At 44.1% G+C, this 26260-nt stretch carries 21 protein-coding genes; 7 read left to right on the plus strand and 14 right to left on the minus strand.

Features of this window, described 5'->3' with window-relative positions; translation table 11 throughout:
- Nucleotides 1–47: 47 nt before the first annotated feature.
- From ABID99_RS23780 to ABID99_RS23840, 13 genes are all read right to left on the minus strand, one after another.
- Nucleotides 48–737: a flavin reductase family protein gene (locus ABID99_RS23780; protein WP_373615928.1), complete on the minus strand. Its 690-nt coding sequence runs from the start codon at nt 735–737 to the stop codon at nt 48–50.
- Nucleotides 656–1081: a ferredoxin--NADP reductase gene (locus ABID99_RS23785; RefSeq protein WP_373615306.1), complete on the minus strand. Its 426-nt coding sequence runs from the start codon at nt 1079–1081 to the stop codon at nt 656–658. The genes ABID99_RS23780 and ABID99_RS23785 overlap by 82 nt, the downstream gene beginning before the upstream one ends.
- A gap of 12 nt (nt 1082–1093) precedes the next feature.
- Nucleotides 1094–2545, minus strand: a complete 1452-nt coding sequence (locus tag ABID99_RS23790) for an amino acid permease (RefSeq protein ID WP_373615307.1) — start codon at nt 2543–2545, stop codon at nt 1094–1096.
- A gap of 179 nt (nt 2546–2724) precedes the next feature.
- Nucleotides 2725–3336 (minus strand): superoxide dismutase, encoded by a 612-nt coding sequence (locus tag ABID99_RS23795; protein ID WP_091172779.1) that lies wholly within the window; start codon nt 3334–3336, stop codon nt 2725–2727.
- A gap of 178 nt (nt 3337–3514) precedes the next feature.
- Nucleotides 3515–3988 (minus strand): nucleoside deaminase, encoded by a 474-nt coding sequence (locus ABID99_RS23800; RefSeq protein WP_175490035.1) that lies wholly within the window; start codon nt 3986–3988, stop codon nt 3515–3517.
- Nucleotides 3989–4324, minus strand: a complete 336-nt coding sequence (locus tag ABID99_RS23805; protein WP_090531024.1) for a tRNA-binding protein — start codon at nt 4322–4324, stop codon at nt 3989–3991.
- Nucleotides 4325–4546: 222 nt separating this feature from the next.
- On the minus strand, nt 4547–5635 hold the full coding sequence (locus ABID99_RS23810) for an efflux RND transporter periplasmic adaptor subunit (RefSeq protein WP_354484557.1): 1089 nt from the start codon (nt 5633–5635) through the stop codon (nt 4547–4549).
- 4 nt (nt 5636–5639) lie between these two features.
- Nucleotides 5640–8891, minus strand: coding sequence for an efflux RND transporter permease subunit (locus tag ABID99_RS23815; RefSeq protein WP_373615308.1), 3252 nt, complete (start codon nt 8889–8891; stop codon nt 5640–5642).
- 7 nt (nt 8892–8898) lie between these two features.
- On the minus strand, nt 8899–10293 hold the full coding sequence (locus ABID99_RS23820; protein WP_373615309.1) for a TolC family protein: 1395 nt from the start codon (nt 10291–10293) through the stop codon (nt 8899–8901).
- Between the two features lie 745 nt (nt 10294–11038).
- Nucleotides 11039–13294, minus strand: a complete 2256-nt coding sequence (locus ABID99_RS23825; RefSeq protein WP_373615310.1) for a response regulator — start codon at nt 13292–13294, stop codon at nt 11039–11041.
- Nucleotides 13295–13318: 24 nt separating this feature from the next.
- Entirely contained in the window at nt 13319–13915 is a 597-nt protein-coding gene (locus ABID99_RS23830; protein WP_373615311.1) for a TlpA family protein disulfide reductase, read from the minus strand.
- Nucleotides 13916–14096: 181 nt separating this feature from the next.
- Nucleotides 14097–15185, minus strand: a complete 1089-nt coding sequence (locus ABID99_RS23835; protein WP_373615312.1) for an acyltransferase family protein — start codon at nt 15183–15185, stop codon at nt 14097–14099.
- A 68-nt stretch (nt 15186–15253) separates the two neighbouring features.
- Nucleotides 15254–15712: a DUF1569 domain-containing protein gene (locus tag ABID99_RS23840; RefSeq protein ID WP_373615313.1), complete on the minus strand. Its 459-nt coding sequence runs from the start codon at nt 15710–15712 to the stop codon at nt 15254–15256.
- Between the two features lie 212 nt (nt 15713–15924).
- Here ABID99_RS23840 and ABID99_RS23845 point away from each other — a divergent pair, with 212 nt between their 5' ends.
- From ABID99_RS23845 to ABID99_RS23865, 5 genes are all read left to right on the plus strand, one after another.
- Nucleotides 15925–16377, plus strand: coding sequence for a carboxymuconolactone decarboxylase family protein (locus tag ABID99_RS23845; RefSeq protein ID WP_090531050.1), 453 nt, complete (start codon nt 15925–15927; stop codon nt 16375–16377).
- A 34-nt stretch (nt 16378–16411) separates the two neighbouring features.
- Nucleotides 16412–16756, plus strand: a complete 345-nt coding sequence (locus ABID99_RS23850) for a YciI family protein (protein WP_090531052.1) — start codon at nt 16412–16414, stop codon at nt 16754–16756.
- A 46-nt stretch (nt 16757–16802) separates the two neighbouring features.
- A complete protein-coding gene (locus ABID99_RS23855; RefSeq protein WP_354484570.1) occupies nt 16803–18044 on the plus strand; it encodes a DUF6596 domain-containing protein in 1242 nt (413 codons plus the stop codon).
- 210 nt (nt 18045–18254) lie between these two features.
- Complete coding sequence (locus ABID99_RS23860; protein ID WP_090531057.1) at nt 18255–18446, plus strand: hypothetical protein; 192 nt, start codon at nt 18255–18257, stop codon at nt 18444–18446.
- A 108-nt stretch (nt 18447–18554) separates the two neighbouring features.
- Complete coding sequence (locus ABID99_RS23865) at nt 18555–20264, plus strand: sodium:solute symporter (protein ID WP_188834237.1); 1710 nt, start codon at nt 18555–18557, stop codon at nt 20262–20264.
- 100 nt (nt 20265–20364) lie between these two features.
- Here the strand turns inward: ABID99_RS23865 and ABID99_RS23870 are convergent, their stop codons facing one another.
- Nucleotides 20365–21219 carry a DUF2911 domain-containing protein gene (locus tag ABID99_RS23870; RefSeq protein WP_188834236.1) on the minus strand — a complete coding sequence of 285 codons (855 nt, stop codon included), beginning with the start codon at nt 21217–21219 and terminating at the stop codon, nt 20365–20367.
- 165 nt (nt 21220–21384) lie between these two features.
- Here ABID99_RS23870 and ABID99_RS23875 point away from each other — a divergent pair, with 165 nt between their 5' ends.
- Nucleotides 21385–22572 carry a class I SAM-dependent rRNA methyltransferase gene (locus ABID99_RS23875; RefSeq protein WP_373615314.1) on the plus strand — a complete coding sequence of 396 codons (1188 nt, stop codon included), beginning with the start codon at nt 21385–21387 and terminating at the stop codon, nt 22570–22572.
- A gap of 507 nt (nt 22573–23079) precedes the next feature.
- Entirely contained in the window at nt 23080–26253 is a 3174-nt protein-coding gene (locus tag ABID99_RS23880) for a SusC/RagA family TonB-linked outer membrane protein (protein WP_373615315.1), read from the plus strand.
- The last annotated feature ends 7 nt before the right edge of the window (nt 26254–26260 follow it).

Consider the following 26260-nt stretch of genomic DNA (forward strand, 5'->3'; position numbering starts at 1 on the left):
CTGATTCCGTTGATTATTCTTTTCGCGTCCTGGTATAAGTCCCCCTTTTAGGGGGCTGGGGGGCCAATCACCACCTCATCATCCAAGGGATGCCCGGTGCAGGTCAAGATCCATCCTTGTGCAAGATCCGCTTCAGTAAGTACATCATTTTTCACCATTTCAACTTTACCGCCGGTGCATTTAACCATGCAGGTAGAGCATATTCCTCCCCGGCAGCTATAAGGTAATGGGATATTGTTTTGCAGGGCGGCCTGCAGTATGGATTGGTTTTCGCCTACTACAATATCGTGCAGCTCGCCCCGGTATTTTATTTTGATGTTTTTAGGTGGAAAGTTAGTAAAGCTGCTTGTTACGGCAACTGTTTCGAGCACAAAATTTTCGCGGCGGATCTTTACCTGATCAATCCCCATATACACCAGGTCGAACCGGATCATTCGCATAAAAGCAAACGGGCCACAAAGGTAAAACTCAGCATTTGCCAGGTTGAAGTTGGCGTATTGCTTCACCAGCTTTTCTACCTTATCGGGGTTGAGTCGGTTACCTTCGCTGCTAAGCAGGTAAATGATTGTCAACCTTTCGGGGTGTTTGGCTGCCAGTTTATCCAGCTCGTTTTTGAATAAAATGGAAGCGGCATTTTGATTACTATAAATGAGGGTTAGCCTGCTTTTACCCTCACCCGGTTCAAAATATATTTCAGTTGCGAAAATATAGGGGTAATGCCGCTGCCGCCCGCAAATAAAAACAGATCCTTTTCCTGCTGATGGTCACTGATGATAAAACGGCCGGCAGGGGCTAATGCTGTTAACTCATCGCCTTCCTTTATTTTAGTGAGCATAAACCTGGATATTTCACCGTTGGTAATGCGCTTAATAGTTATTGCAGGGTATGGTTCATCGGGCGACGAGCTTAACGAATACGAGCGCCTGATCTCTTCCTGCCTGTGGTTAAATATCAGTGTGATGAACTGCCCTGCGGTATAAGGGATAAGATTACTATCAATACTGCTCAAATAAAATGTAGCCGTATCTGGAGTTTCCCATTTTATGCGTTCAACTTTTAGTTTTAAAATCTCTTCGGTCATCAATTGATGGCGTTATTGTTTATCTGCAAGCATTTTGCGGATAACGCTGTTCTTTTTGCCGTAAGTATAATAGATAACCAAACCAATTGCAAGCCAAATGACCAAACGCAACCAGGTATCGCCGGGTAGAAACGTCATCATGGCAAAACAGGTCAGGATACCCAGCACCGGCACCAATGGCACAAAGGGTGTTTTAAACGGCCGGTGAATATCAGGCTGCTGCTTCCGTAAAATAAGTACACCGGCGCAAACCATAACAAATGCCAGCAGGGTACCAATACTGGTCATTTCACCAACCACGCGTATCGGAACAAATGCGGCAAAGAGGGCTATAAAAGCGCAAAGCATAATATTCGATTTCCAGGGTGTGCGAAATTTGGGATGCACTTCTGAAAAAACCTTCGGCAGCAAACCATCTTTCGACATAGAGAAAAACACGCGTGATTGGCCTAACAGATCGACCAAAATTACCGAGGTATAACCTATTAAAATAGCCAGCACAATAGCTTTGCTCAACCACTGGTAATGCGTTTTTTCAATGGCGATGGCAACCGGTGCGCCCGAGCCTATAAATTCCTTATAGTTGGCCATGCCGGTCATTACGTGCGCAAATACAATAAAGAGTACCGTACAGATCAGCAGCGAGCCGATGATCCCGATAGGCATATTGCGCTGCGGGTTTTTGGCCTCCTGCGCCGCGGTTGATACAGCATCAAACCCAATAAACACGAAAAACACTAACCCCGCCCCTCTCAATATGCCCGACCAGCCATAATCACCCCAAACACCTGTATTTTGCGGGATATAGGGATGATAGTTTTGCGGGTTAATAAATGACCACCCAACCGCGATAAACACCAACACCACGCCCACTTTCAAAGTTACAATAATGGCATTAACCAATGCCGAACCTTTTGTACCCCGGATAATGATACTGGTAACCAAAATCACAATGAGCGCAGCTGGCAAATTGATGATCCCGTTAATAATATCACCATTTGCTGCTTTTGCAGTTTCAAAAGGCGAAAGTGTAAGCTGTGGAGGCAAATACAGATCAAACCACGACAAAAACTTAGTAAGGTATTGCGACCAGCTGATGGCCACTGTTGCTGCGCCCACGGCATATTCAAGCGCAAGGTCCCAGCCTATGATCCATGCAAAAAGCTCGCCCATGGTAGCATACGAATAGGTGTAAGCGCTCCCCGCAACAGGTATCATAGCCGAAAACTCGGCATAGCAAAGGGCAGCGAAAGCGCAGCCAACAGCAGCAATTAAAAAAGAAATAGTTACCGCGGGCCCCGAATGCTGGCCCGCCGCTATACCGGTTAACGAAAATAAACCGGCCCCTATAATGATGCCTATCCCAATTAAAATAAGATTAACGGGCCCAAGCGAGCGTTTTAATGAATGTTCCCCTTCCTCCTTCGATTCGCGGAGCAGGGTTTCTATGGGCTTTTTGATCATGATATAAAAAAGTCCACAAAGTTAGTAGATTATTGCAGGGATTAAGCGTGGGTGTATAATTGGAAGGTAAATAAACAAACTTCTCGGGCTCGTTACAAACGAGCGCAAGAGTTATGAAGTAAAACAAAAGCGGCAGGACCATCAGATCCTGCCGCTTTTGTTTATGAGCTTAAATAATATTAAGCGGTTGCTTTTGCGTAAAGCTCGGCAACGTGGTTCCAGTTGATCACATTCCAGATAGCTGCTAAGTAATCCGGACGACGGTTTTGATATTTCAGGTAGTAAGCATGCTCCCAAACGTCGATACCTAAAATTGGGGTACCTTTAACTTCAGCGATGTCCATTAATGGGTTGTCCTGGTTAGGAGTGGAAGTTACAGCTAATTTTTTATCAGCAGTAACAATTAACCATGCCCAGCCAGAACCAAAACGGGTTGCACCTGCTTCAGATACTTTAGTTTTGAAATCGGCAAATGAACCGAAAGTGCTTTTGATAGCATCAGCTAAAGCGCCTGTAGGCTCGCCGCCACCGTTTGGTGATAACAAGGTCCAGAACAAGGTATGGTTGTAGTGGCCACCGCCATTGTTACGCACAGCAGCGGGGAATTTAGAGATATTTTTAATGATATCGTCGATATTGCTTTCAGCCTCAGGCTTACCTTCCAAAGCTTTGTTTAAGTTGGTAACATAAGCCTGGTGGTGTTTGCCATGGTGAATTTCCATGGTCAGTTTATCAATGTGCGGTTCCAGAGCATCAGTAGCGTAGGATAACGCCGGTAGGGTAAATGCCATAATTTTAGTTGTTTATTTTAAAGTTTACTGTTTGTTGTGACGTAACAAATATAAGCGTTGACGGAACTATTTGTTCTAAATAATTGTCATGTTTTCTTTAGTTCATAGTTAATGGTTCATGGATCATAGCTTATATAGCTATTTTATTACCATGAACTATGATCCATCAACTATTAACTCACTTCTTCCTCTTCCCCTTAAAAAAATCCTTCACCAGCTGGCTGCATTCAGCTTCGCGGATACCGCCGGTGATCACTGTTTTGGGATGGGTTATTTTTTGGTTGATGCGGCCGAACCCGAGTTTGTTATCATAGGCCCCAAAAACGATCTTACTTACCTGGAACCAGTATGAAGCCCCGGCACACATTACACAGGGCTCCATAGTAACGTACAGCGTACAGCCTTGCAGGTATTTACCTCCAATTAAATTAGCGGCCGCAGTAAGGGCCTGCATTTCGGCATGGGCCGATACATCGTTAAGCCGTTCGGTAAGATTGTGCCCTTTTCCTATAATGCGGCCATTGTAAACCACAATTGCCCCAATCGGAATCTCATCCTCCTCCAATGCATAGCGGGCTTCTTTTAACGCTTCGCCCATAAAATATTCATCGGGCGATATAGAGGCCTCATCCTCGAAACTGATATATCTCATTTAAATAAGTTTGCTGCCGTTTGGCACAGGCTTTTCAACAGCGGTTAACACAATGTCTCCGTTCTCATCGGCAAAGCCGGTAACCAGGAACTCCGACATGAAATTGGCGATCTGCTTTTTAGGGAAATTTGTTACACCCACTATCTGCCGGCCAACCAATTCTTCCTTGGTGTAATGCTTCGTGATTTGTGCGCTCGACCACCGGATGCCGAAAGTGCCAAAATCAACCCTCACTTTAAAAGCCGGCTTACGGGCTTCGGGGAAATCAATTGCCTCCAATACAGTGCCTACACGCAGTTCTACTTTTTCAAAATCATGCCAGGTGATGGTTTCCATAGGGGCAAAGGTAAAAAAATATGTCTCTCGCTCTTCTCCAAAAGCTGCCCTTGCCCCAATTTTAAGTAAAGGGTTTGATATGGGCATTGGTGAACAAAATTAATGCGTCATGTATCATGAACTGATGAGTTATAATAATGAAACGCGACAATTCTGCTCATGGGACCGAATGTAAAAGTCCTGTTCCAAGCCGCTTAGGCTTAGCCATTGCCTCTAACACTCTCAATTAATATCCGCTCCGTCCTTCACTTCATCGCTGGCATTTTTAAGAATGATATCGTTGGCCTTCAGGTTCCCAAATACTTCGGTTGAGTCATGTCTGGATAATCCTTCCTTTATATCAATTAATGCTGCCTTGCCGTCTTTTACGGCTATTACATATTCCCTCTCGGTTGACCGGATGATGGCATTGTTGGGCACTAACAACGATTTGGCGCCCGAAAGCATCGGGATCTTTACTTCGGCATACATCCCCGGTTTTAGTATTCCATTTTGGTTTTGTACGTCTATTTCAATAGCTTCAGAACGCATACTCCCTAAAGCATTGGCCGAGCGACTGATTTTGGCTGTTTGTTCCTGCCCCGGCATAGCATTAAAAGTGAATTTTACCTGCTGCATTAAGTCAACTTTGTCTACGAAATCTTCGGGGATGTAAACCTCTAAACGCAGCTTGCGGGTATCCTGCAAAATAAGCATAGGCAGGTCTGTACCTTTACCCGGGGCTACCAAAGCTCCCGGAGATACGTTACGCTGAATGATCATGCCATCAAACGGTGCACGAATGTTCAAGTAATCCTGCATGGTGCGTACAGATGCTACGATCGAGCTTTCTGAACGGGCCATTGCGTCATCAGCTTTCATTTTTGCTAAAGCGTTATCCAATTCAAGCGGCGAAACTGATCCAGGTTCTTTTGCAGCCTCTTTTAAACGCTGATACTTTTCTTTACTGGCAACAGCATTTTCCTTAGCCTGCATGTACCGCGAATCGGCGGCCTGCAGTTGCGATTCCATTTCCGGCGCTTCTAAGGTTACCAGTAATTGTCCCTTTTTAACCAAAGTACCACGGTCAACAAAAACGGTTTTTACAAACCCGTTTACTTTCGGAAACAGGTTTACCTCGTTATAAGGCTTTAACTGGCCCGGAAGGCGGGCTTCGCTTGACAGTGCTTTTTCCGACACTTTGCCGGTTTCATATCCGCTTGCTTTTTGGGTGGTTTTTTTGGTTCCTGTGAGGTCCACCGGTTTTTGGTTGCCGGCGCAAGCGGCCATTAAACTGATACTGCTTAGCAGTATAATATATTTTAGTTTCATAATATTAGCTATTGGAGGTTTCAAGTTGTTGAGGTTCATTAACATTTACGTCCTTCATTAAGGACGGTGAATCATAAGTGGTTTTTTGCTGTACCCAGGCAAACACCTGCGGTAGTATAAACAGCGCAGCTAACGTCGAGGCAAATAAGCCGCCTATCACCGCGCGGCCCAAAGGTGCGGTTTGCTCGCCGGCTTCACCCATCCCTGATGCCATCGGGATCATACCTGCCATCATGGCCAAACTGGTCATGAGGATTGGTCTTAACCTGATGGACGCACTGGTAATGGCTGCCCTTGTAGAGTCTTTATAATCCAGTCTCAGGGTTTCAGCATTGGTTACGATCAGGATGGCGTTTGCCACCGATACCCCTGTAGACATGATCATGCCCATGTAACTTTGCAGGTTAAGTGTTGAACCGGTAAGCAGTAATGCTGTTAGCGATCCCAATATTACTGCCGGTACGGTAGATAGTACTGTAAGGGATAATTTAAACGACTGGTAATTGGCGGCCAGCAATAAAAAGATCACCAAAATGGCAAACATCAAACCGTTCTGCAAACTGTCGAGCGTTTCTGTCAACAAGCTCGACATACCCTTAACTTCAGCAATAAGGCCTTTAGGCGGTGCCCCGACAGATTTGATAACCTGCTGCACCGCGGCAGTAGCGGTGCCCAAATCCTTCTTGTAAATATTGGCGCTCACGGTTAAGAAGCGGCGCGGACCGGTACGGTCATATTCACCAGGAACGTAATTAACCTTAAAGCTGGCGATATCACCCAGTACAGGTGTACTTTGGCCTTTCACCAGTGGGATCTCTTTCAACTCATCCATTGTATTCATCACATACTCTGGAATTTGAACCTGTACCTGGTAGGTATAGGCCGATTTATCATCCAACCAAAGGTTTTTCTCGGTAAAACGGCTTGATGATGTACTTGCTGTAACCGAGCGGGCAACATCTTTAATATCCAGGCCTAATTGAGCAGCTTTCAACCTGTCGAGCGTTATTGCCACCACAGGAAACTTTAAAGGCTGACTGATCTGCACATCCCTCAGGTAGCTGATCTTTTTAAGTCCGGCCAAAACCTTGTTCGAGTAGCCTTCTATCTGTGCCATATCCTTACCCGCTACCCTTATTTCGATAGGTGTAGATGCACCCTGGCTCATGATCTTTTCGGTCATGTCGATAGGTTCAAAAGTGATGCGGAGATCGGGCATGCGCGATGCTATGTTTTTACGGAGCGCATCTTTAAGCTCATCCATATTGATGTGGTAATCTTCATCAAGGTTAACCTGTAATACCGCTTCATGTGTACCGGTATTAAATACATAAAGATTGCTGGTACCATAGCTGCTTGGCACTATGCCCACATAGCCAGACGTAATTGCCACGTGATGATTAACCGTGTTGTCGATGATCTGCAAAACCTGTTTCAGCCCGTCTTCCGTACGTTCAAGTCTTGTGCCATCCGGCTCTTTGATCCTGATCTGAAACTGGCCGTTGTTGAGCTTCGGCATCATATCTTTTCCAATGGTAACAAAGCAAACACCGGCCAGTCCCAAAACAACCACGAGATAAACAGGCACAATTAGCTTTTTGTTATGCATCCAGCGTTCAATGATGTGTATAAAACGGATCTTTATCCGTTCAAACAGGTCATTCTTTTCGGGATGTTTTTGCTCCTGTTGCAGGTGATGGTTTACCTGCCCTTCTTCGGGCCGGTCTAAAGCTTCGCCGGCATGAGCATGCAATTTCCCATGTTCATAATGCTGATAGGTTTCGGCTTTGATAAGCCAGTTTGATAAAATAGGCACCAGTGTTTGCGCTATGATGTACGATACGATCATCGTTAAGCCGATAGATAGCGACAGGGGTAAAAACATCGCTTTAGGTACGCCGTTCATCATAAACGATGGCGCGAATACTGCAAGGATACACAGCAGGATGAGCAATAGGGGGAACGAGATTTCCTGGCAGGCATCATAAATAGCCTGTGCTTTGCTTTTGCCCATCTCCAGGTGCTGGTGAATATTTTCGATGGTTACCGTCGCCTGGTCAACCAAAATGCCTATGGCGAGGGCAAGCCCGCTCAATGTCATGATATTGATGGTTTGGCCGAATAAGCCTAAAAGTAATACACCTAACAAAATAGATACCGGGATAGTAATCACCACGATCAAACTGCTTCGCCAGTCGCGCAAAAACAATAATACCATCAGGCCGGTGAGCAACGCGCCCAGACCGCCTTCTGTCATAAGGCTTTTTACTGCGTTTATCACAAATATGGATTGATCAAACTCATACGAGATTTTAACGTCATCGGGTAAAAGGCCCTGAATTTCCGGAATCTTCTTTTTCAAAGCCTGTACCACACTCCAGGTACTGGCATCGGCGGTTTTTACTACCGGCAAATAAACGGAGCGCTTGCCATTAATCAGCGCATAATCAACCGTAACGTCGGTAGCATCGGCAACACGGGCAACATCTTTTACCAAAATGGGAACGCCGTTTTTGGTAACTACGGGGATATTGCCAAATTCATCTGTTTGGTTAATCAACGTATTAACCGTAGTTACAAACATAGTGTTGCCTAACCTTAAATTACCCGAAGGCGACATCACATTGAACTTAGCCAACGCACTTACTACCTCATCGGGCGTCAAGCCGTAACTTCTTAATTTGTTAGGATCAACGTTTAAGGTGATGGACCTGGCGTTTGAACCAAACGGCGGCGGGGCCGATAAGCCGGGAACAGTAGCAAACATAGGCCTTACTTTAGTAGCCGCCATATCATAAATATCCTTCAGGCTGCGATTGGGGGCGGATAGTACCAATTGCCCAACAGGCAACGATGAAGCATCAAACCTTACAACCTGCGGTGGCAGCGCTCCCGGCGGGAAAAAGCTCATTACGCGGCTTACCTGCAAAGCCACCTGGGCCTGTGCTTCGGCCATGTCTGTACTCTCGTAAAAACTCAGCTTAACCATAGTTAAACCCTGGATGTTTTTACTGGTAACGCTTTTGATGCCGTTCACATACAGAAACTGGTCTTGCAAACGGGTTGAAAAGAAACCCTCCATTTGCTGCGGCGACATACCGCCATATGATTCAATAACATAAATGGTGGGCAGGTTTAATTTTGGGAAAATATCTATCGGTATTTTTATAGCACTAAGCACTGCAAAGATGAGCAGGCTCAAGGTAACCACCACCGTTGTGATGGGCCGTTTAAGTGCGGATGTGACCATTGACATAGCTAAATTATTTTAAAAGGTTTAATACAGTATTTACCTGGTTGCCGGTAACGGCCTGCTGGAACAGGGCATTTGAATAGGCATATTTGGCCTGTACATAGTCAGTTTCGGCGCGGTAAAGGATATTGAGCGCGGCGTTAAGCTCAATGATATCGGTTAGCCCATTTTTGTATAATGACAACTTTTGCCGGTACCCATCAGAAGCCGCTTTAAGCTGATGAGGGATCTCAACCAGGCGTTCGCGGGCGGTTTGCAGCTCTACGCCCGACCGGTTGGCATTGACCGCCAGCAATTGCTTTTGCTCTTCCAGCTTTTTCCGGGAGTAATCGGTATTGGCACGTTGTGTCCGTAATTTTAACTGGCGGCGACGGATATCAAATAGGTTATAGGAAACACCTATACCTACCAGGTAATTATTCCTGTCGAACCCCCATCCGCTGCTTAGGCTGTTAAAATGGTCGTTAGCATCAACACTTGATCCCCTGCCCCAAACGGCGCCTTCCAATAATATTTTAGGATTGTAGCTTTTTTTGACGAGTGTTTCCCGCTGCAAACTGTTTTGATATACCGATTTATAATAATTGATCAAAGGATGATCGGTGGTGTCGATCACCAAAGGGTCGAGGCCGGTTGCGGTATTGATAAGATTTGTTTCGGCAGCCGTATCGGGTACTATTGTCTGATAGGGTAAGCCGCTGACAGCCGAAAGCTGTAACTGTACCTGCTTCACCTGGTTGTTCAGTTCGATATAGTTCAAACGGGCTTTTGACAGTTCGGCCTCGGCAATGCTGGTATCAACACCTGCCCTTACCCCACTTTTGGCGAGCGACTGTACCGACCGGCGGATCTCCTGATTGCGTTTTATGTTCCGCGCCTGGATGGTGAGGAAGTTTTCCAGTTCCGTTAGGAGCAGGTAATTGCCAATGGCGTAAGCCTGCAACTGGTATTTGGAATCAGCAAACTGGTTTTGCTGTACCTGAATATCAGAGTTGGCTACTTTATTTTGAGCACCATAGGCACCAAAATTGTAGATCTCCCAGTCGAGCGCGGCTACCCCAACGTTGGCTGAAACGGTAGTGGTATTGCTTTCGGGCCGTACCCCCCTGGAGTTGGAAGGAATGATACCAAAGCCAAAATACGGGCCGGCAACATTGTTGTTAGTCCCATAATCTGCCTGGTAATTTAGTTTCAGGTTAGGGAGCCAGCTGCTCCTGGTTTCAGCGGCCTGGGCTTGCCTAACCGCTATAGCTGCTGAATCGGTTAGCAATGTGGGTGCGTTTCGGTTTACGCTGTTGAGCAGCGTTTTTAAGCTAACCGGTGTGTTACCTTGTTGCTGCGCATAAGTACAGGCTGTTATTAGCAGGCCTATAAACAGGCAGCAGAACTTCTTTGAAATTCGCATATCTTGATGTACGGAATATGCTTACCGGGAAATGCCCGCACACTGATCGCTACAGATCAGTAAGTACTGCAAAAAATGCCGGTAAACGATGGATAATTAATTTAATTGAAAAAATGATCGAAGATGTATCTAAAGACAGAGCGCCTTTAATCATTCAAATCAAATGCGAAAAGTGCAAAGGGAAAGATAGGAGTATCGATACCCGGGTATAATCCTGAAGTTTCGGATTAATTGCTTCGGATTTAATTTCCATAGCTGCAATGCAAAAAACAGCAGGATAAAACTGCCTACAACAGCGCTGATCAAATCGGTAACAGACTTTTTCTCCTCAAGGGTTGATTTGTCTGGTCTTTGAATGTAGCTTGATTCGCTGAAGCTGCTGTGCAGGTTCTCCATCTTTCGTTTAAAAACCGAATTGAATCCTGTTGAACGTGTACGGCCCGGTTGCGTTAAGCGGGGAAGGAAAAAAACATGACTGCTCGCGATGACCAAATAAAAGGCCATTACCGATAATATCCGCAACGATCTCAAAAATTCGGTATTTCGCTTATTCAACATATTGCTTATGCTGTACAAAAATGAAAAAAATAACCTAATTGTTTTGCAAAAGTATTGTTGCATTTATATTCTGCATACCGGGATGAGGAAACTTCACTACTATTAAGTCGAAGCAGCCTCCGCCAGGTAATTATCCTACCCTTGATGGCGTACCAAGCCTCAAACTTATTGCAGGAATGCGGTTGCATCAACCCTGACGAACTGCGGATTTATTAACTAAAGTGTGCCATTTCGAAAGCTTATTCATCAGCTCATCCAGTTTTACAGGCTTGCTCAGGTAATCATTCATACCGGCCTGCAAACAATCCTGTTCATCGCCGGCCATGGCGTTGGCTGTTAAAGCAATGATAACAGGCTGCTTAATGTCGTCTTTGCGGATTACACGGGTTGCTTCAAGCCCATCCATAACAGGCATCTGCATATCCATTAAAATAAGCTCGTAATCGTTTTTGTACAGGGCCTCTATAGCTTCGAGCCCGTTTTGGGCCATACCCGGCTTATAGCCCATTTTGTTTAAAATGTGTTTAATAACGTGCTGGTTAACCTCATTATCTTCGGCAATAAGGATATTGAAGGGATATTTATCACTAAAATCAACCGAGAGCTTGCTCTTAGTTTGTTTATCATCGTTTTGGACCGATTTATTCCTGAGCGCCATAAAAACCTGTTTGCCCAGTACCTGTTGTTTTATCGGCTTGCTCATAACAGAGGTAAACAGCATTCGCTGATCTTTTATAAATTCTTCGCCAACCGAGCTTAGCAGTATAATAGGAATGTGGCTGTACCCTTCCCTGATGATGCGGGCCAGCATAACCCCATCCATAACGGGCATGTTCATGTCGGTTATAACCAGGTCAATGTCTTTGTTTCTCTGCAGGATCACTAAAGCCTCGGCGGCAGACTCTGCCGGTACCGATTTAAGGTTCCAGTTTTCAAACTGGCGGTTTAAAATAGACAGGTTGGTATGGTTGTCATCAACTATAAGGATCTTTTTGCCGCGCAGTTCCTCAAGATCAAAACTGGCAGGCTGCCGGTGGGAAATCTCGCCGGGATAGGCGTTTATGGTAAAGAAAAACCTGGTACCAGCACCGGGCTCGCTTTCAACGCCTATACTGCCGCCCATTAGGGCAACAAGCTTTTGGCAAATAGCCAAACCTAAACCGGTACCTCCGTATTTACGTGTAGTAGATGAATCGACCTGCGAAAATGCCTTGAACAGCCGGTGCAGCTTATCATGCGGAATGCCTATGCCTGTATCCCAAACATCAAATCTTAATTTCAGCAAGCCATCAGATTGTTTGTCAACACAGCTAACCTTAATACCAACCTCACCTTTCTCCGTAAATTTTATGGCGTTGCTTACCAGGTTTATAAGCACCTGTTTAAGCCGCAGCGGATCACCGATGATACCCGGCGATATATCTTCGGCAATTTCATAAACCAGGTCGAGCCCCAATTGTCCGCCTTTAATGGCAAACATATCCATCACATCTTCAATACATTGCCGCAGGTTAAAATCATCCTGTTCAAGATCAAGGCTACCTGCTTCTATCTTTGAAAAATCAAGAATGTTATTGATCACATGGATGAGCGTTTCGCCGCAGCTGATGATGGTTTCGTTAAACATACGCTGCTCATCGTTAAGCTCAGTTTCATTCAATAAAGCCGACATCCCGATAACCCCGTTCATAGGCGTACGGATTTCGTGGCTCATGGTGGCCAGGAAAATACTTTTTTCCTGATTAGCCTGATCAGCCGCGAGGCGTGCCTTTTGAAGTTCCTGGTTTGAATAGTTTAGTTCCTGGTTTGCAGCTGCCAAAACCTCTTCATTATGTTTGCGCTCGAGCGATAACTGGGCTTCCCGCTGCAGATCGGCCATTTGCAGGGTTTGTACTATTCTTAGTTCATTATACTTGCGCAACTGGTAGGCCCAAAGTCCGCATATGAACATGATAACCCCGGTAAGCAACACATGTATGCTAAACGTTTGAAGATCAAAGTAATTGAGCTGGGTAAAAAATATGCCGCCATAGCCAATATCCTGCAGATAGCTGAAAACAGCATGGTGTACAATAACAACTAAAAGCAATGGCAATTGTAGCCTCCAGTTTTGGTAGGTGATCAGCAGCGCACTCGAAATAAAAGCAAAAAAGTGCATCTCAAACAAGCCGTGCATCTGATAAATATACTGGGCCATAAAAATACCTAATACAGCTGCCAGCACATATTGGTATAAGGAAGAATTAGGCAGGGCTATTTTAGCAGTATAATACGCCAGCAGGCACAGGCCGCCAACGCCAAAGGCAATAAGCCATGTATCATAAAAATAGGCCAATGCTAAACCAACTACAAAATGCACAGGCAGGAAATAATCCATCAACCTGTCTGAGCGGTCTTTGATCTCGGTTTGAAAATTAATGTTTTGAACTATGTCTGCGGTCACAATGATTGATATTTAGGGGTAATATTAATTATGACAGTCGGGCAGTCGACAGCCGTATGAGGTTAATGCAAGTTTATTAAATGTTAGGCGTGTATTGTCGTTCAGTAAACCGTTGATCGCTACTTTGGCGAAGCTTGTTTTTTCATCGGTACAGTAACGGCTTATGTTATAATTGCCGCGGTAATACAGCTTGCTGCCTGTATCAATAAGGGCAGCCTGGGGTGTTGAGTAAACCCCGCAGGCCTCAGCAACCGAGGGATCAAATATAACGGGGAGTTTCATCCCAAACTTGTCCTGGATTTCGCTTTCGGTGAAGCGTTTACTGCTCATGATTACGATGGCAAAATTCACCTGTCTGTGATATTGCTGGGCAATAGCCTTAAACTGTTTGATATTAAATCTTGAACAGGGACAATCCGGATTAAAAAAATGCAGGAACAGCGGTTTACTGCGATTCTGGTAGTGCCTGGGGTTGATTGACACTATCGTACCCTGCTTTACTGCTTTATAGTTTTCGGGTACAGGAGTAGGCAACTGGTATTGCAGCTCATTATACCAAAACAAAGCGCCAACAGCGATTAAAAGTATCACGAGCCAACCAATAACTAACGTTTTTTTCATTGTACCAAAGGTTGGCATACTTCAACAGAACAACTGAAAATCAGCACAAAACCATTTGTAAAAATAATTATTTTTAGTGTATAAAAAACACTTTTCCGGCATTTTAAACATACAGGTTTTAATTTAACCGTTGGCTAAATCCTTCCTTAATCTTTAATTAAGCAAACGAATAGCCATTCAGTTATTTGACAGCCTGTTTTTTTCTTCTTTCGGTTAGGTAACGACGCAGGGGGATATCGTAACCTATCATAACCAGGTAAGCAAATGTAACTAATACAACTAATCCGGGTATAATGATATACGCCAGGTGAACAGCATCTGGTTTATTTGCCGCATAATAATTACCAAATATCCACATTACTGCATAATGGGTCATGTATAAAGGATAAGAGATACTCCCCGAAAAAACACATATTTTACGTAAGCTGTTGTTAAGAACAGCGCCTGCTCCCAGCGAAACCATTAACGGGAAATAAATGATAACTATAAAAGGCTCGGTAAGCCAGTTCCATGTTGAGAACGGAGACAGGAAAGCCAGCATCAATAAAATAGAAAGACCGATAAAACCAAGCTTATTTTTGACGATAAGGTTATAACGGTAAACCAGCAAACCAGCGGTAAAAGAATAAGCTATACGTACACCTCCATCCCAGAAAGTTCCGCCGCTCCAGCCGCCCATTAAATTACCTGAGTGAGCTGCCACATAGCAAATACCTACAGCAGAAATTGCAGCAAGGACAATCAGGTAGCGCCGCTGAAGGCGACAAAGCACAAGTGCATAAACAATGTTAGCTACATATTCCCAAAACAATGACCAAGCAGGTGCATTAAACCCAAACAAGTTAAAATACCGTTCATTCATTGTCGGGTTAGGAATCATTAATATGGAGCTGAGAAATAATAGTAGTATACTGCCCGCACTACGGGCTATGGGTTGGGCATTAAATGGATCAAATATAAACCCTAACAAGCCCAATACCGAGCCAAAAACAACAAGCGGGTGCAGCCTGATCAACCTCGATTTGAAAAATTCCTTTATGCCCATTTTGCCGATCCTGTCGTCATAAGCATAACCAATTACGAAGCCCGACAGGCAAAAGAAAAAATCAACCGCTAAAAAGCCATGACCTATAAAATCCTTGCTGTAGTCGGAATAAGCAATCTCCATAAAATGGAAAGTAACAACTGCAATAGCTGCTATGCCCCGAAGGCCGTCAAGAATTTCAAAATGCTGTTTGGTTTTAAGGATGGCGGGGCTTAGTTTTTCCATGCACTATATCGATTTACCTATATGCCGGTAAAGAAAGGAAAATTTAACCGTATGTTCAAACTATGCGCTTAACAGCCAAACTGGGTGAGGTGATGGTCAATATGTTTATAGAACATATTGCTCCATTCGGTAATGGTTAAGGAGCCAAACGAATGCGACTCGCGGCCATCAAAAGCTTTTTCGCCCAGCTGCTGTGTTTTTTGGATGTAGGCTATCAACCGGGCTTTTTCGGTATTGAAATCCCTTTCGCCGGTAATAAGAAATGCAGGCGCTGTAGGGTTGTTGTGTTTATATGGAATTTCGCTCACCACCTTGTTTTTAACCAGCATTTTCAGGATGAGTTTCATGAACAAGCCGGGTTTGGGGTGCTTATCTTCATACACCATTTCGTACGTTACACAGCAGTGTGCCAACATTTGTGCTACGTTCATTTTACCCCACCTCGGTGAGGTTTGCGGCGTGAGCTTGTTGATCCGGCTGATTACATCATCAGCTACCTCTGCAGTGAAAATATTGGGTAAGGCCATGAGGGAAAGATAGGTATTTTTATACAGAGACGTATTATATGTATATGTAGTTAAACCGGAAAATCTGCGAAGCGGGCGATGCATTAGATGCCGCCCAACAAAAATTCCCGATATGAATTCCGATCTTATAAAAAATAAAAAATATTTTTCATTTTGTCCAATCTGCTAAGCACGGTTGTCATTGGGTTTTAACAACATAAATTTAAAACAAAATGGAACAGAGAATCAGCATGTGGGAAAAAGGCCAAAATGCCTTAAAACCATTATTCGGTATTAATACTTATCTTAAAAAGTCGCCCCTTGAGTTATCCCTTCGTGAGTTGGTAAATTTCAGGGTATCACAGATCAATAAATGCGCTTATTGTCTTGACATGCACTATAAAGATGCACGTGCCAAAGGCGAAACTGAACAACGTTTATACGGCCTGAGCGCCTGGGAAGAATCGCCTTATTATACCGATCGTGAAAGGGCCGCCTTTGCCTGGGCCGAAGCCGTTACCGCCTGCCATGTAACCGACGAAGTGTACAACATAGCCAAGGCGCAGTTTAGTGATGAAGAACTGATAGACCTTACGCTGTCCGTTACCACCATTAACACCTGGAACCGCATCAACCTATCGTTCCCAAATACGCCCGGCACATACCAGGTTGGCCAGTTTGCATAAACAGCTTATATTAACGCCATTAAAACATAGCCTTATGAATGAATTTTTGTTAGTGATCCACAGGGATCTGAAAAGTAAAGATGCCAGTCCCTCGCCCGAACAAATGCAGGCAGCTATAAAACCTTTCCAGGATTGGATAGGCGGCATCGCGGCCCAAAACAAACTGGTTGGTGCTCCCAAACGCTGGGATGGCGATGGCCGTACAATTAAGCAAAATACCGTGATCAATGGTCCTTATGCCGAAATTAAGGAATCGATAGGCGGGTTGTTTATAATCAGGGCCGAAGATTACGATGAGGCCGTTGAAATTGCCAAAGGCTGCCCGATATTGCAATGGGGGGCCACCGTTGAAGTACGAATGGCTGTGCCTGCCGTATAAAATAAAATGCCTTTGTACTTTTGCAAAGGCATTTTTATTTTAACCTATGCAACCCCAAGAACTTTTACCTCACCTGTTCCGCACCGAGTACCGGAAAATTGCAGCAGTGCTTTGCCGCCTTTTTGGTATTGAACATATTGAAATTGCCGAAGATATTGTGAGCGACACCTTCCTTTCAGCCACTGAAAATTGGAGCCTGAAAGGTTTACCTGATAATCCGACGGCATGGCTTTATACCGTTGCAAAAAATAAAACCAAAAATTACCTGAAACGGGATACGATTTTTAAGCAAAAGCTTTTGCCCGAAATAAAATATACTACCGACAGCACAGGCGAAATAGAGATCGACCTGTCTGCCAAAAACATAGTTGATAGCCAGTTGGCCATGATCTTTACGGTTTGTAACCCGGTTATTTCGGCCGAGTCGCAGGTGGCGCTTGCCCTTAACCTGCTTTGCGGTTTTGGTATACAGGAAATTACCGATGCTTTTTTAGCAAACAAGGAGGTGATATACAAACGGATAAACCGCGCAAAGGAAAAACTGAAGGAGGCGGGAATCCGGATTCAGCAGCCAAGCCTGAGCGAGATCGGCAGCCGGCTGGAAACTGTTTTAACAACCATTTACCTGCTGTTTTCTGAGGGTTATTACTCAACCTCCCAAAACGTCACCCTTCGCCGTGATCTTTGTACTGAAGCTATGCGGCTTAATTACCTGCTTATTGAAAATCCGGCCACCAATATTCCTGCCGTAAATGCACTTTTTGCGCTGATGTGTTTCCACGCGTCGCGGTTTGAGGCCCGCGCCAATGATCATGGTGAAATGATCCTCTATGAGGATCAGGATGAATTACTTTGGGACAGGGACCTGATTAATAAAGGCATTTACTACCTGAACCAGGCCTCAACCGGAACTTCAATAACTAAATATCACCTTGAGGCCGGCATAGCTTACTGGCATACCATTAAGGAGGATGCTGCCGAAAAATGGGAAAATATATTACAACTGTACAATAGCCTCCTCATCTTGGAGTATTCGCCCATCGCCGCGCTGAACCGGACATTTGCCCTTGCCAAAGCTAATGGAAAACCGGCTGCAATAGCCGAAGCCGAAAAACTGAACCTGAGCAATAACCACTTTTATTATTCGCTGCTGGGCAACCTGTATACCGGCATAGATAATCAAAAAGCCTTAGGGCATTACGAAACAGCTATGAACCTGGCTACTTCTGCAAATGATAAGGCAACTATGGCGGGAAATGTTGAGCGGTTAAAAAACTTGCAGGAATAGCCTCTTTACAATAGTTGAAAGGGGATTGGTTCATGCATACCGCAAAGCTGCTGGCATATTTACAACGATAGTGCATTTAAAACCAACCGGAGACCGGATGGATAATTGGTGTCATTTATGAGCTTTTAAACCGCACAATCCTTTTACAAAACAAACTTTGGTAAAATTCAATTAATCACCTATTTTTGCTGCAATCATATACATAACATCATGGGACACCATAAAGAAGAAAAAGAAAACTTTGATTACATATACTATTTGGTAGGATTAATCTCTGGCTTATTTGTAGGCGGTATTATTGAAAAAGGCTTTACCTGGATTTTTGTAGGTGGTGTTTTAGGCTTGTTAACTGCTGCTGCATATATCGCCGTGTTAGTTCGTGGCCGTAATGAAGAGGCCTGATCCTGACCTACCTTCATTTATAAAAAATTGGAACCAGTTTTACGGCATTGTTGCCGCATGGCTGGTTTTTTTAGTTTTAGTATTCTGGCTCATTACCAAATTCTTTGAATGAGTTTAACCGACTGGATTGTTTTAGGCCTTACCATATTTTCTATAGTGCTTTATGGCATATGGAAAAGCGGCAATAATAAAAATATCGACCAGTTTTTGATGGGCAGCCGCTCATTGCCCTGGTACCATGTGGGCTTATCGGTAATGGCTACCCAGGCAAGTGCTATTACCTTTCTTTCGGCACCGGGCCAGGCGTATTCAGACGGGATGCGTTTTGTGCAGTTCTACTTCGGGCTGCCCCTGGCCATGATCGTACTTTGTATCACCTTTGTCCCCATTTTCCATCGCCTTAAGGTTTATACTGCTTACGAATTCCTGGAACAGCGTTTTGACCTGAAAACCCGGGCGCTTACATCGTTCCTCTTCCTGGTTCAGCGCGGCCTTTCAACCGGCATTACCATTTATGCTCCGTCTATCATCCTCTCAACCATATTAAATATTAATACGGTTTACACTACACTGTTTATAGGCGGGCTGGTAATTGTTTATACTGTTTATGGCGGCAGTAAGGCTGTGTCATATACCCAGCTATTGCAAATGAGCATTATTTTTACGGGGATGTTTTTGGCAGGAGTACTGGTTGTTTACCTGTTGCCCGGCAATGTAAGTTTCATGAGCTCGCTCAAAATGGCCGGTAAAATGGGCCGTATGAACGTGATAGACTGGAAATTCGACCCCAATAACCGTTATACCGTTTGGAGCGGATTGATCGGGGGCTTCTTTTTACAGCTTTCCTATTTTGGTACAGATCAAAGCCAGGTTGGCCGTTATTTAACCGGCAGCTCGGTAGGGCAAAGCCGCCTCGGGCTAATCATGAATGGCCTGATCAAGATCCCGATGCAATTCCTGATCCTGCTGATAGGGGTGCTGGTTTTTGCGTTTTACCAGTTTAACCGCCCGCCCATGTTTTTTAACCAGTATGAGGTTAAACAAATTCAAAAAAGCGTTTACGCTACGGAATATGACCATCTCAATCAGCAATATGGCCAGGCTTTTGAGCAAAAAAAGATCAAGGCTAATGAGTTGATAAAAGCCATCGACAGTAAAAATGAAGATCGGATCAGTCATGCCAAAGATCAATTAAAGGTGGCCGACACTAAGGCCCGCCTCATCAGGCAAAACGCCATTGAACTGATGAAAAAGAACAACCCTAAGGCCGATGATAACGATACCAACTATGTATTCCTTACCTTTGTTACCCAGTATCTGCCCAAAGGCTTGATAGGATTACTGATAGCCATTATTTTTCTGGCCTCAATGGGCTCAACCGCAAGTGCTTTAAATTCATTAGCATCAACCAGTGTGGTTGATATTTACAAACGCATTGTTAATCCCAACGCTACAGATCAGAATTATTTAAATGCATCGCGCCTGGCAACCGTGTTCTGGGGCCTGGTTTGCATTGGGATGGCCCTTTACGCCAGCCGCATAGGTAATCTGTTAGAAGCCGTAAATCAATTGGGCTCTTATATTTACGGAACCATCCTTGGAGTGTTCATAGTGGCCTTCTATCTTAAAAAAATAGAAGGGACTGCGGTATTTATAGCGGCAGTTATAACGGAAGCAATTATTTGTATCCTGGGCTATTTTGATGTAATCGCTTATTTGTGGCTCAATGCTATCGGTGCTGTTTTATTGATTGTGATTGCGTGGTTAATTAGTGCAGGAGCCCCCTCTAAATCTCCCACGGTTGGGGAGACTTTCTGAATATTATCAATTCATAAAAGAAAATCGCCATTTCGTATAAAAAACAGCGATTTTCTTTTTAAAGCCCTCCCTTCCGGGGAGGGTTGGGTGGAGCTTAGGGCTATCGCTTAGCCTGATCCAGGGCTTCCTGGTTTAAGCGGGCGTATTCTTCATCTTTGTCGGCGTTGGCTAAAGCGATACCGGCTTCGGCAGCGGCAATTGCGCCAGCTTTATCGCCTTTACGCAGTAACAAACGCGATTCCCAAAGCTTATACCATGGGCCTTTAGGCTCAATTTTTTCAGCCTCATAAACCCAGCCAAGGGCTTTATCAACGTCTTTATGGTTTTCGTAGTAGTATTGTATGGCGTTGAAATAGTATGGTTTGCGGTCGCCTTTCATCAGCTCATCAATATTGGCTGTGATTTTGGCATCGTCATCAGTTTCCATGTGGATATAGGCCGCGGTTTTGTCCCAAACCAAAACAAGGTCGGTTGCTTTGGTAGTTGTATTAACAAAAGCCATAGTAAACGTTTCGCGTTTTTCGCTCACGCGGATTGGCTTGATATTAAAACGCAGAAAATCCTGGTCTTGCTTGTAACTATAAGCGCCCCATTGTTTTACCACTTTATTGAGGATGATGGTCCACTCGCCTTTATTAGGGATACTGAACAGGGAATAAGTACCCGCAGGCACGGGGTTACCTTCAATAACAACTTTTTCGGTAAAAGTGATGGTTGTTGCCGCGTTGGCGCCGGTACGCCAAACTTCGCCGTAAGGGATAATGCCCCCGAATATTTTGCGGTCTTTAACATTTGGACGGGAATAAGTGATGGTTATTTTCCCTAATCCGAAATCCTGGATGATGGTTTGAGTTGAGCTGGCCTCAGGTATGCGAGGTATCTGAGCATATGACTTTGAGCTAAAACAACAGCACGCTATCAGCATACTGAACAGGAGTACGTAGGTTTTTTTCATGATTATAGTTTTCGAATCTAAGATACCAAATGTTTTAATGCGGATATTATTGTGTATGACCTAAAAATATTTTCAAGGTTTAGAAGCCTCAATACAAATACGTAATAAATGAAGGCCGCGTTACTGCAAAGCTAAAATTGCCAACGCTTTATTACCTTTGCACACATGATTGACGTTATATTAAAGAAAGGCAAAGAAAAAGCCATTTTGCAAAGGCACCCCTGGGTATTTTCAGGAGCGATTGAAAAAGTAAAGGGTAAGCCTGCCAATGGCGATGTGATAAAACTGCTGAATGCGCAAGGCGAATTCATGGCCTATGGTTTTTATAACGATCAATCGCGGGTTACTTTGCGTTTGCTGGAATGGAATAAGGACGTTCAGGTAAACGAAGCATGGTTTCGCGAAAAAGTAGCAACCGCGGTTAAAAGCAGGGATAACATCTTAGCTAACAGAACCAATACCTGCCGGTTGATCTTCAGTGAATCTGACTATTTACCTGGTCTTATTGTTGATAAATATGCCGGGCATTTGGCCGTGCAGGTGCTTACCTCAGGTATTCAAAATGTAATGCCTGTCATTATTGATGAGTTAACGAAGTTGCTTAATCCCGAAAGTATTTCGGATAAAAGCGATAATGCTTCCCGTGCTCATGAAGGCCTGGCCGAAGCAGAAAATAAAGTACTTGCAGGCAATCCGCCTCCCGAATTGGTAGAAGTTCTGGAAAACGATGTGGTTTATGGCATTAATATCACCGAAGGCCAAAAATCCGGCTTTTATTGCGATCAGCGCGATAACCGCCATGTTTTGGCGATGCATGCGAAGGGTAAAAAAGTATTGGATTGTTTTTGTTACACCGGTGGCTTTACGCTGAACAGCCTTAAGGAAGGCGCGGCATCAGTAACCAGTGTGGATAGCTCAGCACTGGCTATTGAAACTCTGGCCGAAAACATCAGGTTAAATAAACTGGATGCAACTAAACACATAGCCATTAAATCCGACGTGAATGTGCAGCTGCGTAAATTCAGGGATGAGGGCGAGAAGTTTGATGTAATCGTACTTGATCCGCCAAAATACGCACCGTCACGCTCGGCACTTACCCGGGCTTCGCGTGCTTATAAAGATTTGAACCGCTTAGGTATGCTGTTACTTAACGAAGGTGGCTTATTGGCTACCTACTCTTGCTCAGGTGCCATGGATATGGAAACCTTTAAACAGGTAATTGCCTGGGCTGCCCTCGATGCCGGGAAACAGGTACAGTTTATCTACCAGTTCCACCAGCCGGAAGACCACCCGGTACGTGCTTCCTTCCCCGAAGGTGAGTATTTGAAAGGTTTGCTTTGCCGGGTGTTTTAGTCGCCCATCCCCCCAAATGGGGTACGTTAGTCGAAGGCCTGTTTTGCTATGCAAAACAGGCCTTCGACGTTAACACTGTCGCAGGTTTTTAAGTGTGAATAATAAACCATGTCATTGCGAAGCGCGGAACAGGAAATGAGCGGGGGCGCGACGTGACAATCGCATGCTATACAAAACGGCCATGCTCCCGTGCGATTGCTTCGTTCCTCGCAATGACATGTTTTTATGCGCTTCGTCAAGAGCGAACACAAGGCATGCTATCGCTAAACCCGCGCCAGTTTTTTAAATTATACCTCCATCAGCTTAAAAAAGCGGTTAATTTTTGGGCGGTTAATAAAATTTTAGCCCAATTAACCCCTTTTTTAACCCCCGTTTTAATACCACCCGCTATATCATTGCTGTGCCAAATGGAAAACATGAAATGTATTAAGCGGGTTTAACCATCCCTGTTTAATGGTTTTTGCTTCCCTTTTTGGCAAGAGTTATAAACCCATTAACCAATTATTTATGTACGAAAATTTTACCAATTATGATGGATGCCATCGCATCCGTTATCGTGCTAAAATTAAAGGGATGCTTCAATGCTGCATAACCGCCCTTTTATTTTTAGCCATGTGTACTTCGGCTTTTGCTCAGGGCAGCAAAATAACCGGTGTAGTAAATGACGAGCATGGGCAGCCCCTGCCTGGCGTTAGCGTTAAGCTTAAAGGTACGCCCAATGGAACTACTACTAATATAGATGGTCAGTTCAGCATCAATGCCGAACCAAGCCAAACTTTAGTGTTTAGCTTTTTGGGTTATATACAGCAAGAAGTTGCTGTGGGTTCTCAAAAAAGTGTAACTGTTAAATTATTGCCAAATGCCACCAACATCAACGAGGTGGTTGTAGTAGGTTACGGTACGCAGAAAAAAGCATCGGTGACAGGTTCGGTGGCTTCGGTTACCAATTCTGAGATTGTGACCACCAAAAACGAGAACGCGGTCAATATGCTTGCCGGTAAAATAGCCGGTGTGCGAATCACTCAAAATACTTCTGAGCCGGGTTCATTCAGCAACTCATTTGATATCCGTGGTTTCGGTAACCCATTAGTGATTATCGACGGTGTTCCTCGCGATAATATTTCAAGGCTCGATCCTAACGATATCGAAAGTGTTTCGGTATTGAAAGACGCTTCGGCTGCTGTTTACGGGATTCGTGCTGCTAACGGTGTTGTATTGGTTACCACAAAAAAAGGTAAAAAAGGTGCTATAGATCTCAATTATTCGGGTTCGTATGGGTGGCAGGTTCCGGCTTACATGCCAAAACCGGTTGGTGCTATTGATTACATGACATTGGTAAACGAGCAATTATTGCACAATGTTAATGGAGGACAGGTAAAATACACAGACGTCGATTTTGAAGCTTTCAGAAATGGTTCAAGAAAAAGCACCGACTGGTATTCGCAGGTTTTTGCCAACAGTTCGCCGCAACAGCAGCATAACTTGAACGCGTCGGGAGGCAGTGAAAATACTAACTACTTTTTGAGTTTGGGTACTACCGATCAGAACGGCTTTTTCAAAAGCAATGATTTGAACTACAAAAAATACAATGTACGCTCAAACATCAGTTCTAAAGTAACCAAAGACCTTACTGTTGATCTGAACCTGGCTGCAACTATCGAGCAAACAAATCAGCTTTATAATGATGCATGGTGGATTATCCGTTCATTTTGGCGCCAGGTACCAACCCAAACTGTTTATGCCAATAATAACCCGTCGTATTTAAATAATGGCGAGGTTGATGGTTCAAACCCTGTCGCTTTATCAGATGCAGGCATCAGCGGTTATAAAAAGATTGCGAATAAATGGTTTCAATCATCAATGTCGGCAACCTATACCGTGCCTTTTGTGCCGGGCTTAAGTGTAAAAGGCTTGTATAATTATGATTATTACATGTCAAACAACAAGCTGTATCAGCGTTCATACAACCAGTACACTTATGATGCAAATAAAGACACCTATTCTCCCATAGCCAATCAAACCCCAGGCTCAATTACCAGGCAGTTTTATGAAAAGCCTAATAGCTTAATGCAGTTGTCGCTAAATTATAACAAGGCATTAAAAGGTGGACACACTTTAACGGGCTTATTCCTGTATGAAGAAAGGTCACAGGGGGTTGATAACTTTAACGCTATGAAAGAGTTGTCATTACCGGTTGATCAGCTTGGGGCCGGAAACTCACTTAACCAAAAGGCATCTATCGATGACGGCTTGCCATCTGAGTTTATTTCAAAATCATATGTTGGCAGATTAAATTATGATTATAACGGCAAATACCTGGCCGAATTTAGTTTTAGGAATGATGCCAACTCAAAAAACTCGCCATTAAAAAGATGGGGCTTTTTCCCTGGAGCATCATTAGGCTGGAGAGTATCGCAGGAAAAATTCTGGAAAAACTCCTCAGCTCTTTCATTTGTTGATGATCTGAAGATCAGGTTATCATATGCCAAATTGGGTGATGACTCAAATCTTGATAATTTCAATTATCTGGCTGGTTACAATTATCCTGCTTCCGGCGACAATAATAGACTGCCACCGGGATCGGTGTTTGATGGCACGTTCATTAACGCTGCACAAAGCAGGGGTATTAATAACCCTTACATATTTTGGCTGGTTGCCAAAACTTATAACGCCGGTGTTGATTTACAGGCCTGGAATGGTTTATTGGGATTAACCGTAGATGTTTTCAGACGCGACAGGAGCGGTTTGCTTGATACCCGGATTGAGGCGTTGCCAGGCGTTGTAGGTGCTGGCCTGCCGCAGGAAAATTTAAATAGTGATCAAACTCAGGGTTTTGATATCGAATTAAACCACCGTAATCATATAGGCAATGTAAATTATATGGTTAAAGGTACATTCGGTTATACACGCAGCAAATGGGTAAGCAAAATTCATGGAGCTTATGGTAACTCACAGCTAAACTGGCATAACAATAATGACAACCGCTACAACAATATTTTTTGGGGTTATGGTGCGGATGGACAGTTCCAAAACTATCAGCAGATCTTGAATAGCCCTCAATTTGTATCCCGTAACGCCGTGGTTGGTGATTACATTTTGCAGGATTGGAACGGTGATGGTGTAATTAACGATCAGGACGTACACCCTATAGCTCAAAACGTGAGCAATAACAACTACAGTACGCCGGCTACAACTTTTGGCTTAACGTTGGGCGCATCATACAAAGGCTTTGATGTTAACGCGGTACTACAAGGCGCTGCTGGTATTAACGTATCATACATTGAGCAGTTAAATATCCCGTTATGGGGTGGCGGAAGTGCATTGGCCATGTTTATGGACAGGTACCACCCAACTGATCCTAAAGCCGACCCATATAATCCTAATACGGTATGGACACCAGGTACATTTGCTCTTACAGGTACAACTGCCAATACAAACTCGCTATCAAACATCCACAGTGCTGCTTATGTAAGGCTTAAATCAGCCGAGATAGGTTATACAATCCCGCAAAGTGCAGCAAAAGTGCTCGGAATAAAGGGTGCAAGGATTTTTGCCAACGGTTACAACATCCTTACCGTTACCGGCCTCAAATATCTCGATCCCGAACACCCATCCGCAAATTACGGTTACCTGTATCCGTTGGATAAAATATTCTCACTTGGCTTAAATGTTAAATTTTAATTAAGCA

Source organism: Mucilaginibacter sp. OAE612 (assembly GCF_041806395.1).
GTDB classification, from domain to species: domain Bacteria; phylum Bacteroidota; class Bacteroidia; order Sphingobacteriales; family Sphingobacteriaceae; genus Mucilaginibacter; species Mucilaginibacter rubeus.

Coding starts and splice junctions, on each gene's coding strand:
- ABID99_RS23785 (WP_373615306.1), bottom strand. CDS start 1,081: ATGACCGAAGAGATTTTAAAACTAAAAGTTGAACGCATAAAATGGGAA.
- ABID99_RS23790 (WP_373615307.1), bottom strand. CDS start 2,545: ATGATCAAAAAGCCCATAGAAACCCTGCTCCGCGAATCGAAGGAGGAA.
- ABID99_RS23795 (WP_091172779.1), bottom strand. CDS start 3,336: ATGGCATTTACCCTACCGGCGTTATCCTACGCTACTGATGCTCTGGAA.
- ABID99_RS23800 (WP_175490035.1), bottom strand. CDS start 3,988: ATGAGATATATCAGTTTCGAGGATGAGGCCTCTATATCGCCCGATGAA.
- ABID99_RS23805 (WP_090531024.1), bottom strand. CDS start 4,324: ATGGAAACCATCACCTGGCATGATTTTGAAAAAGTAGAACTGCGTGTA.
- ABID99_RS23810 (WP_354484557.1), bottom strand. CDS start 5,635: ATGAAACTAAAATATATTATACTGCTAAGCAGTATCAGTTTAATGGCC.
- ABID99_RS23815 (WP_373615308.1), bottom strand. CDS start 8,891: ATGTCAATGGTCACATCCGCACTTAAACGGCCCATCACAACGGTGGTG.
- ABID99_RS23820 (WP_373615309.1), bottom strand. CDS start 10,293: ATGCGAATTTCAAAGAAGTTCTGCTGCCTGTTTATAGGCCTGCTAATA.
- ABID99_RS23830 (WP_373615311.1), bottom strand. CDS start 13,915: ATGAAAAAAACGTTAGTTATTGGTTGGCTCGTGATACTTTTAATCGCT.
- ABID99_RS23835 (WP_373615312.1), bottom strand. CDS start 15,185: ATGGAAAAACTAAGCCCCGCCATCCTTAAAACCAAACAGCATTTTGAA.
- ABID99_RS23840 (WP_373615313.1), bottom strand. CDS start 15,712: ATGGCCTTACCCAATATTTTCACTGCAGAGGTAGCTGATGATGTAATC.
- ABID99_RS23845 (WP_090531050.1), top strand. CDS start 15,925: ATGGAACAGAGAATCAGCATGTGGGAAAAAGGCCAAAATGCCTTAAAA.
- ABID99_RS23850 (WP_090531052.1), top strand. CDS start 16,412: ATGAATGAATTTTTGTTAGTGATCCACAGGGATCTGAAAAGTAAAGAT.
- ABID99_RS23855 (WP_354484570.1), top strand. CDS start 16,803: ATGCAACCCCAAGAACTTTTACCTCACCTGTTCCGCACCGAGTACCGG.
- ABID99_RS23860 (WP_090531057.1), top strand. CDS start 18,255: ATGGGACACCATAAAGAAGAAAAAGAAAACTTTGATTACATATACTAT.
- ABID99_RS23865 (WP_188834237.1), top strand. CDS start 18,555: ATGAGTTTAACCGACTGGATTGTTTTAGGCCTTACCATATTTTCTATA.
- ABID99_RS23870 (WP_188834236.1), bottom strand. CDS start 21,219: ATGAAAAAAACCTACGTACTCCTGTTCAGTATGCTGATAGCGTGCTGT.
- ABID99_RS23875 (WP_373615314.1), top strand. CDS start 21,385: ATGATTGACGTTATATTAAAGAAAGGCAAAGAAAAAGCCATTTTGCAA.
- ABID99_RS23880 (WP_373615315.1), top strand. CDS start 23,080: ATGTACGAAAATTTTACCAATTATGATGGATGCCATCGCATCCGTTAT.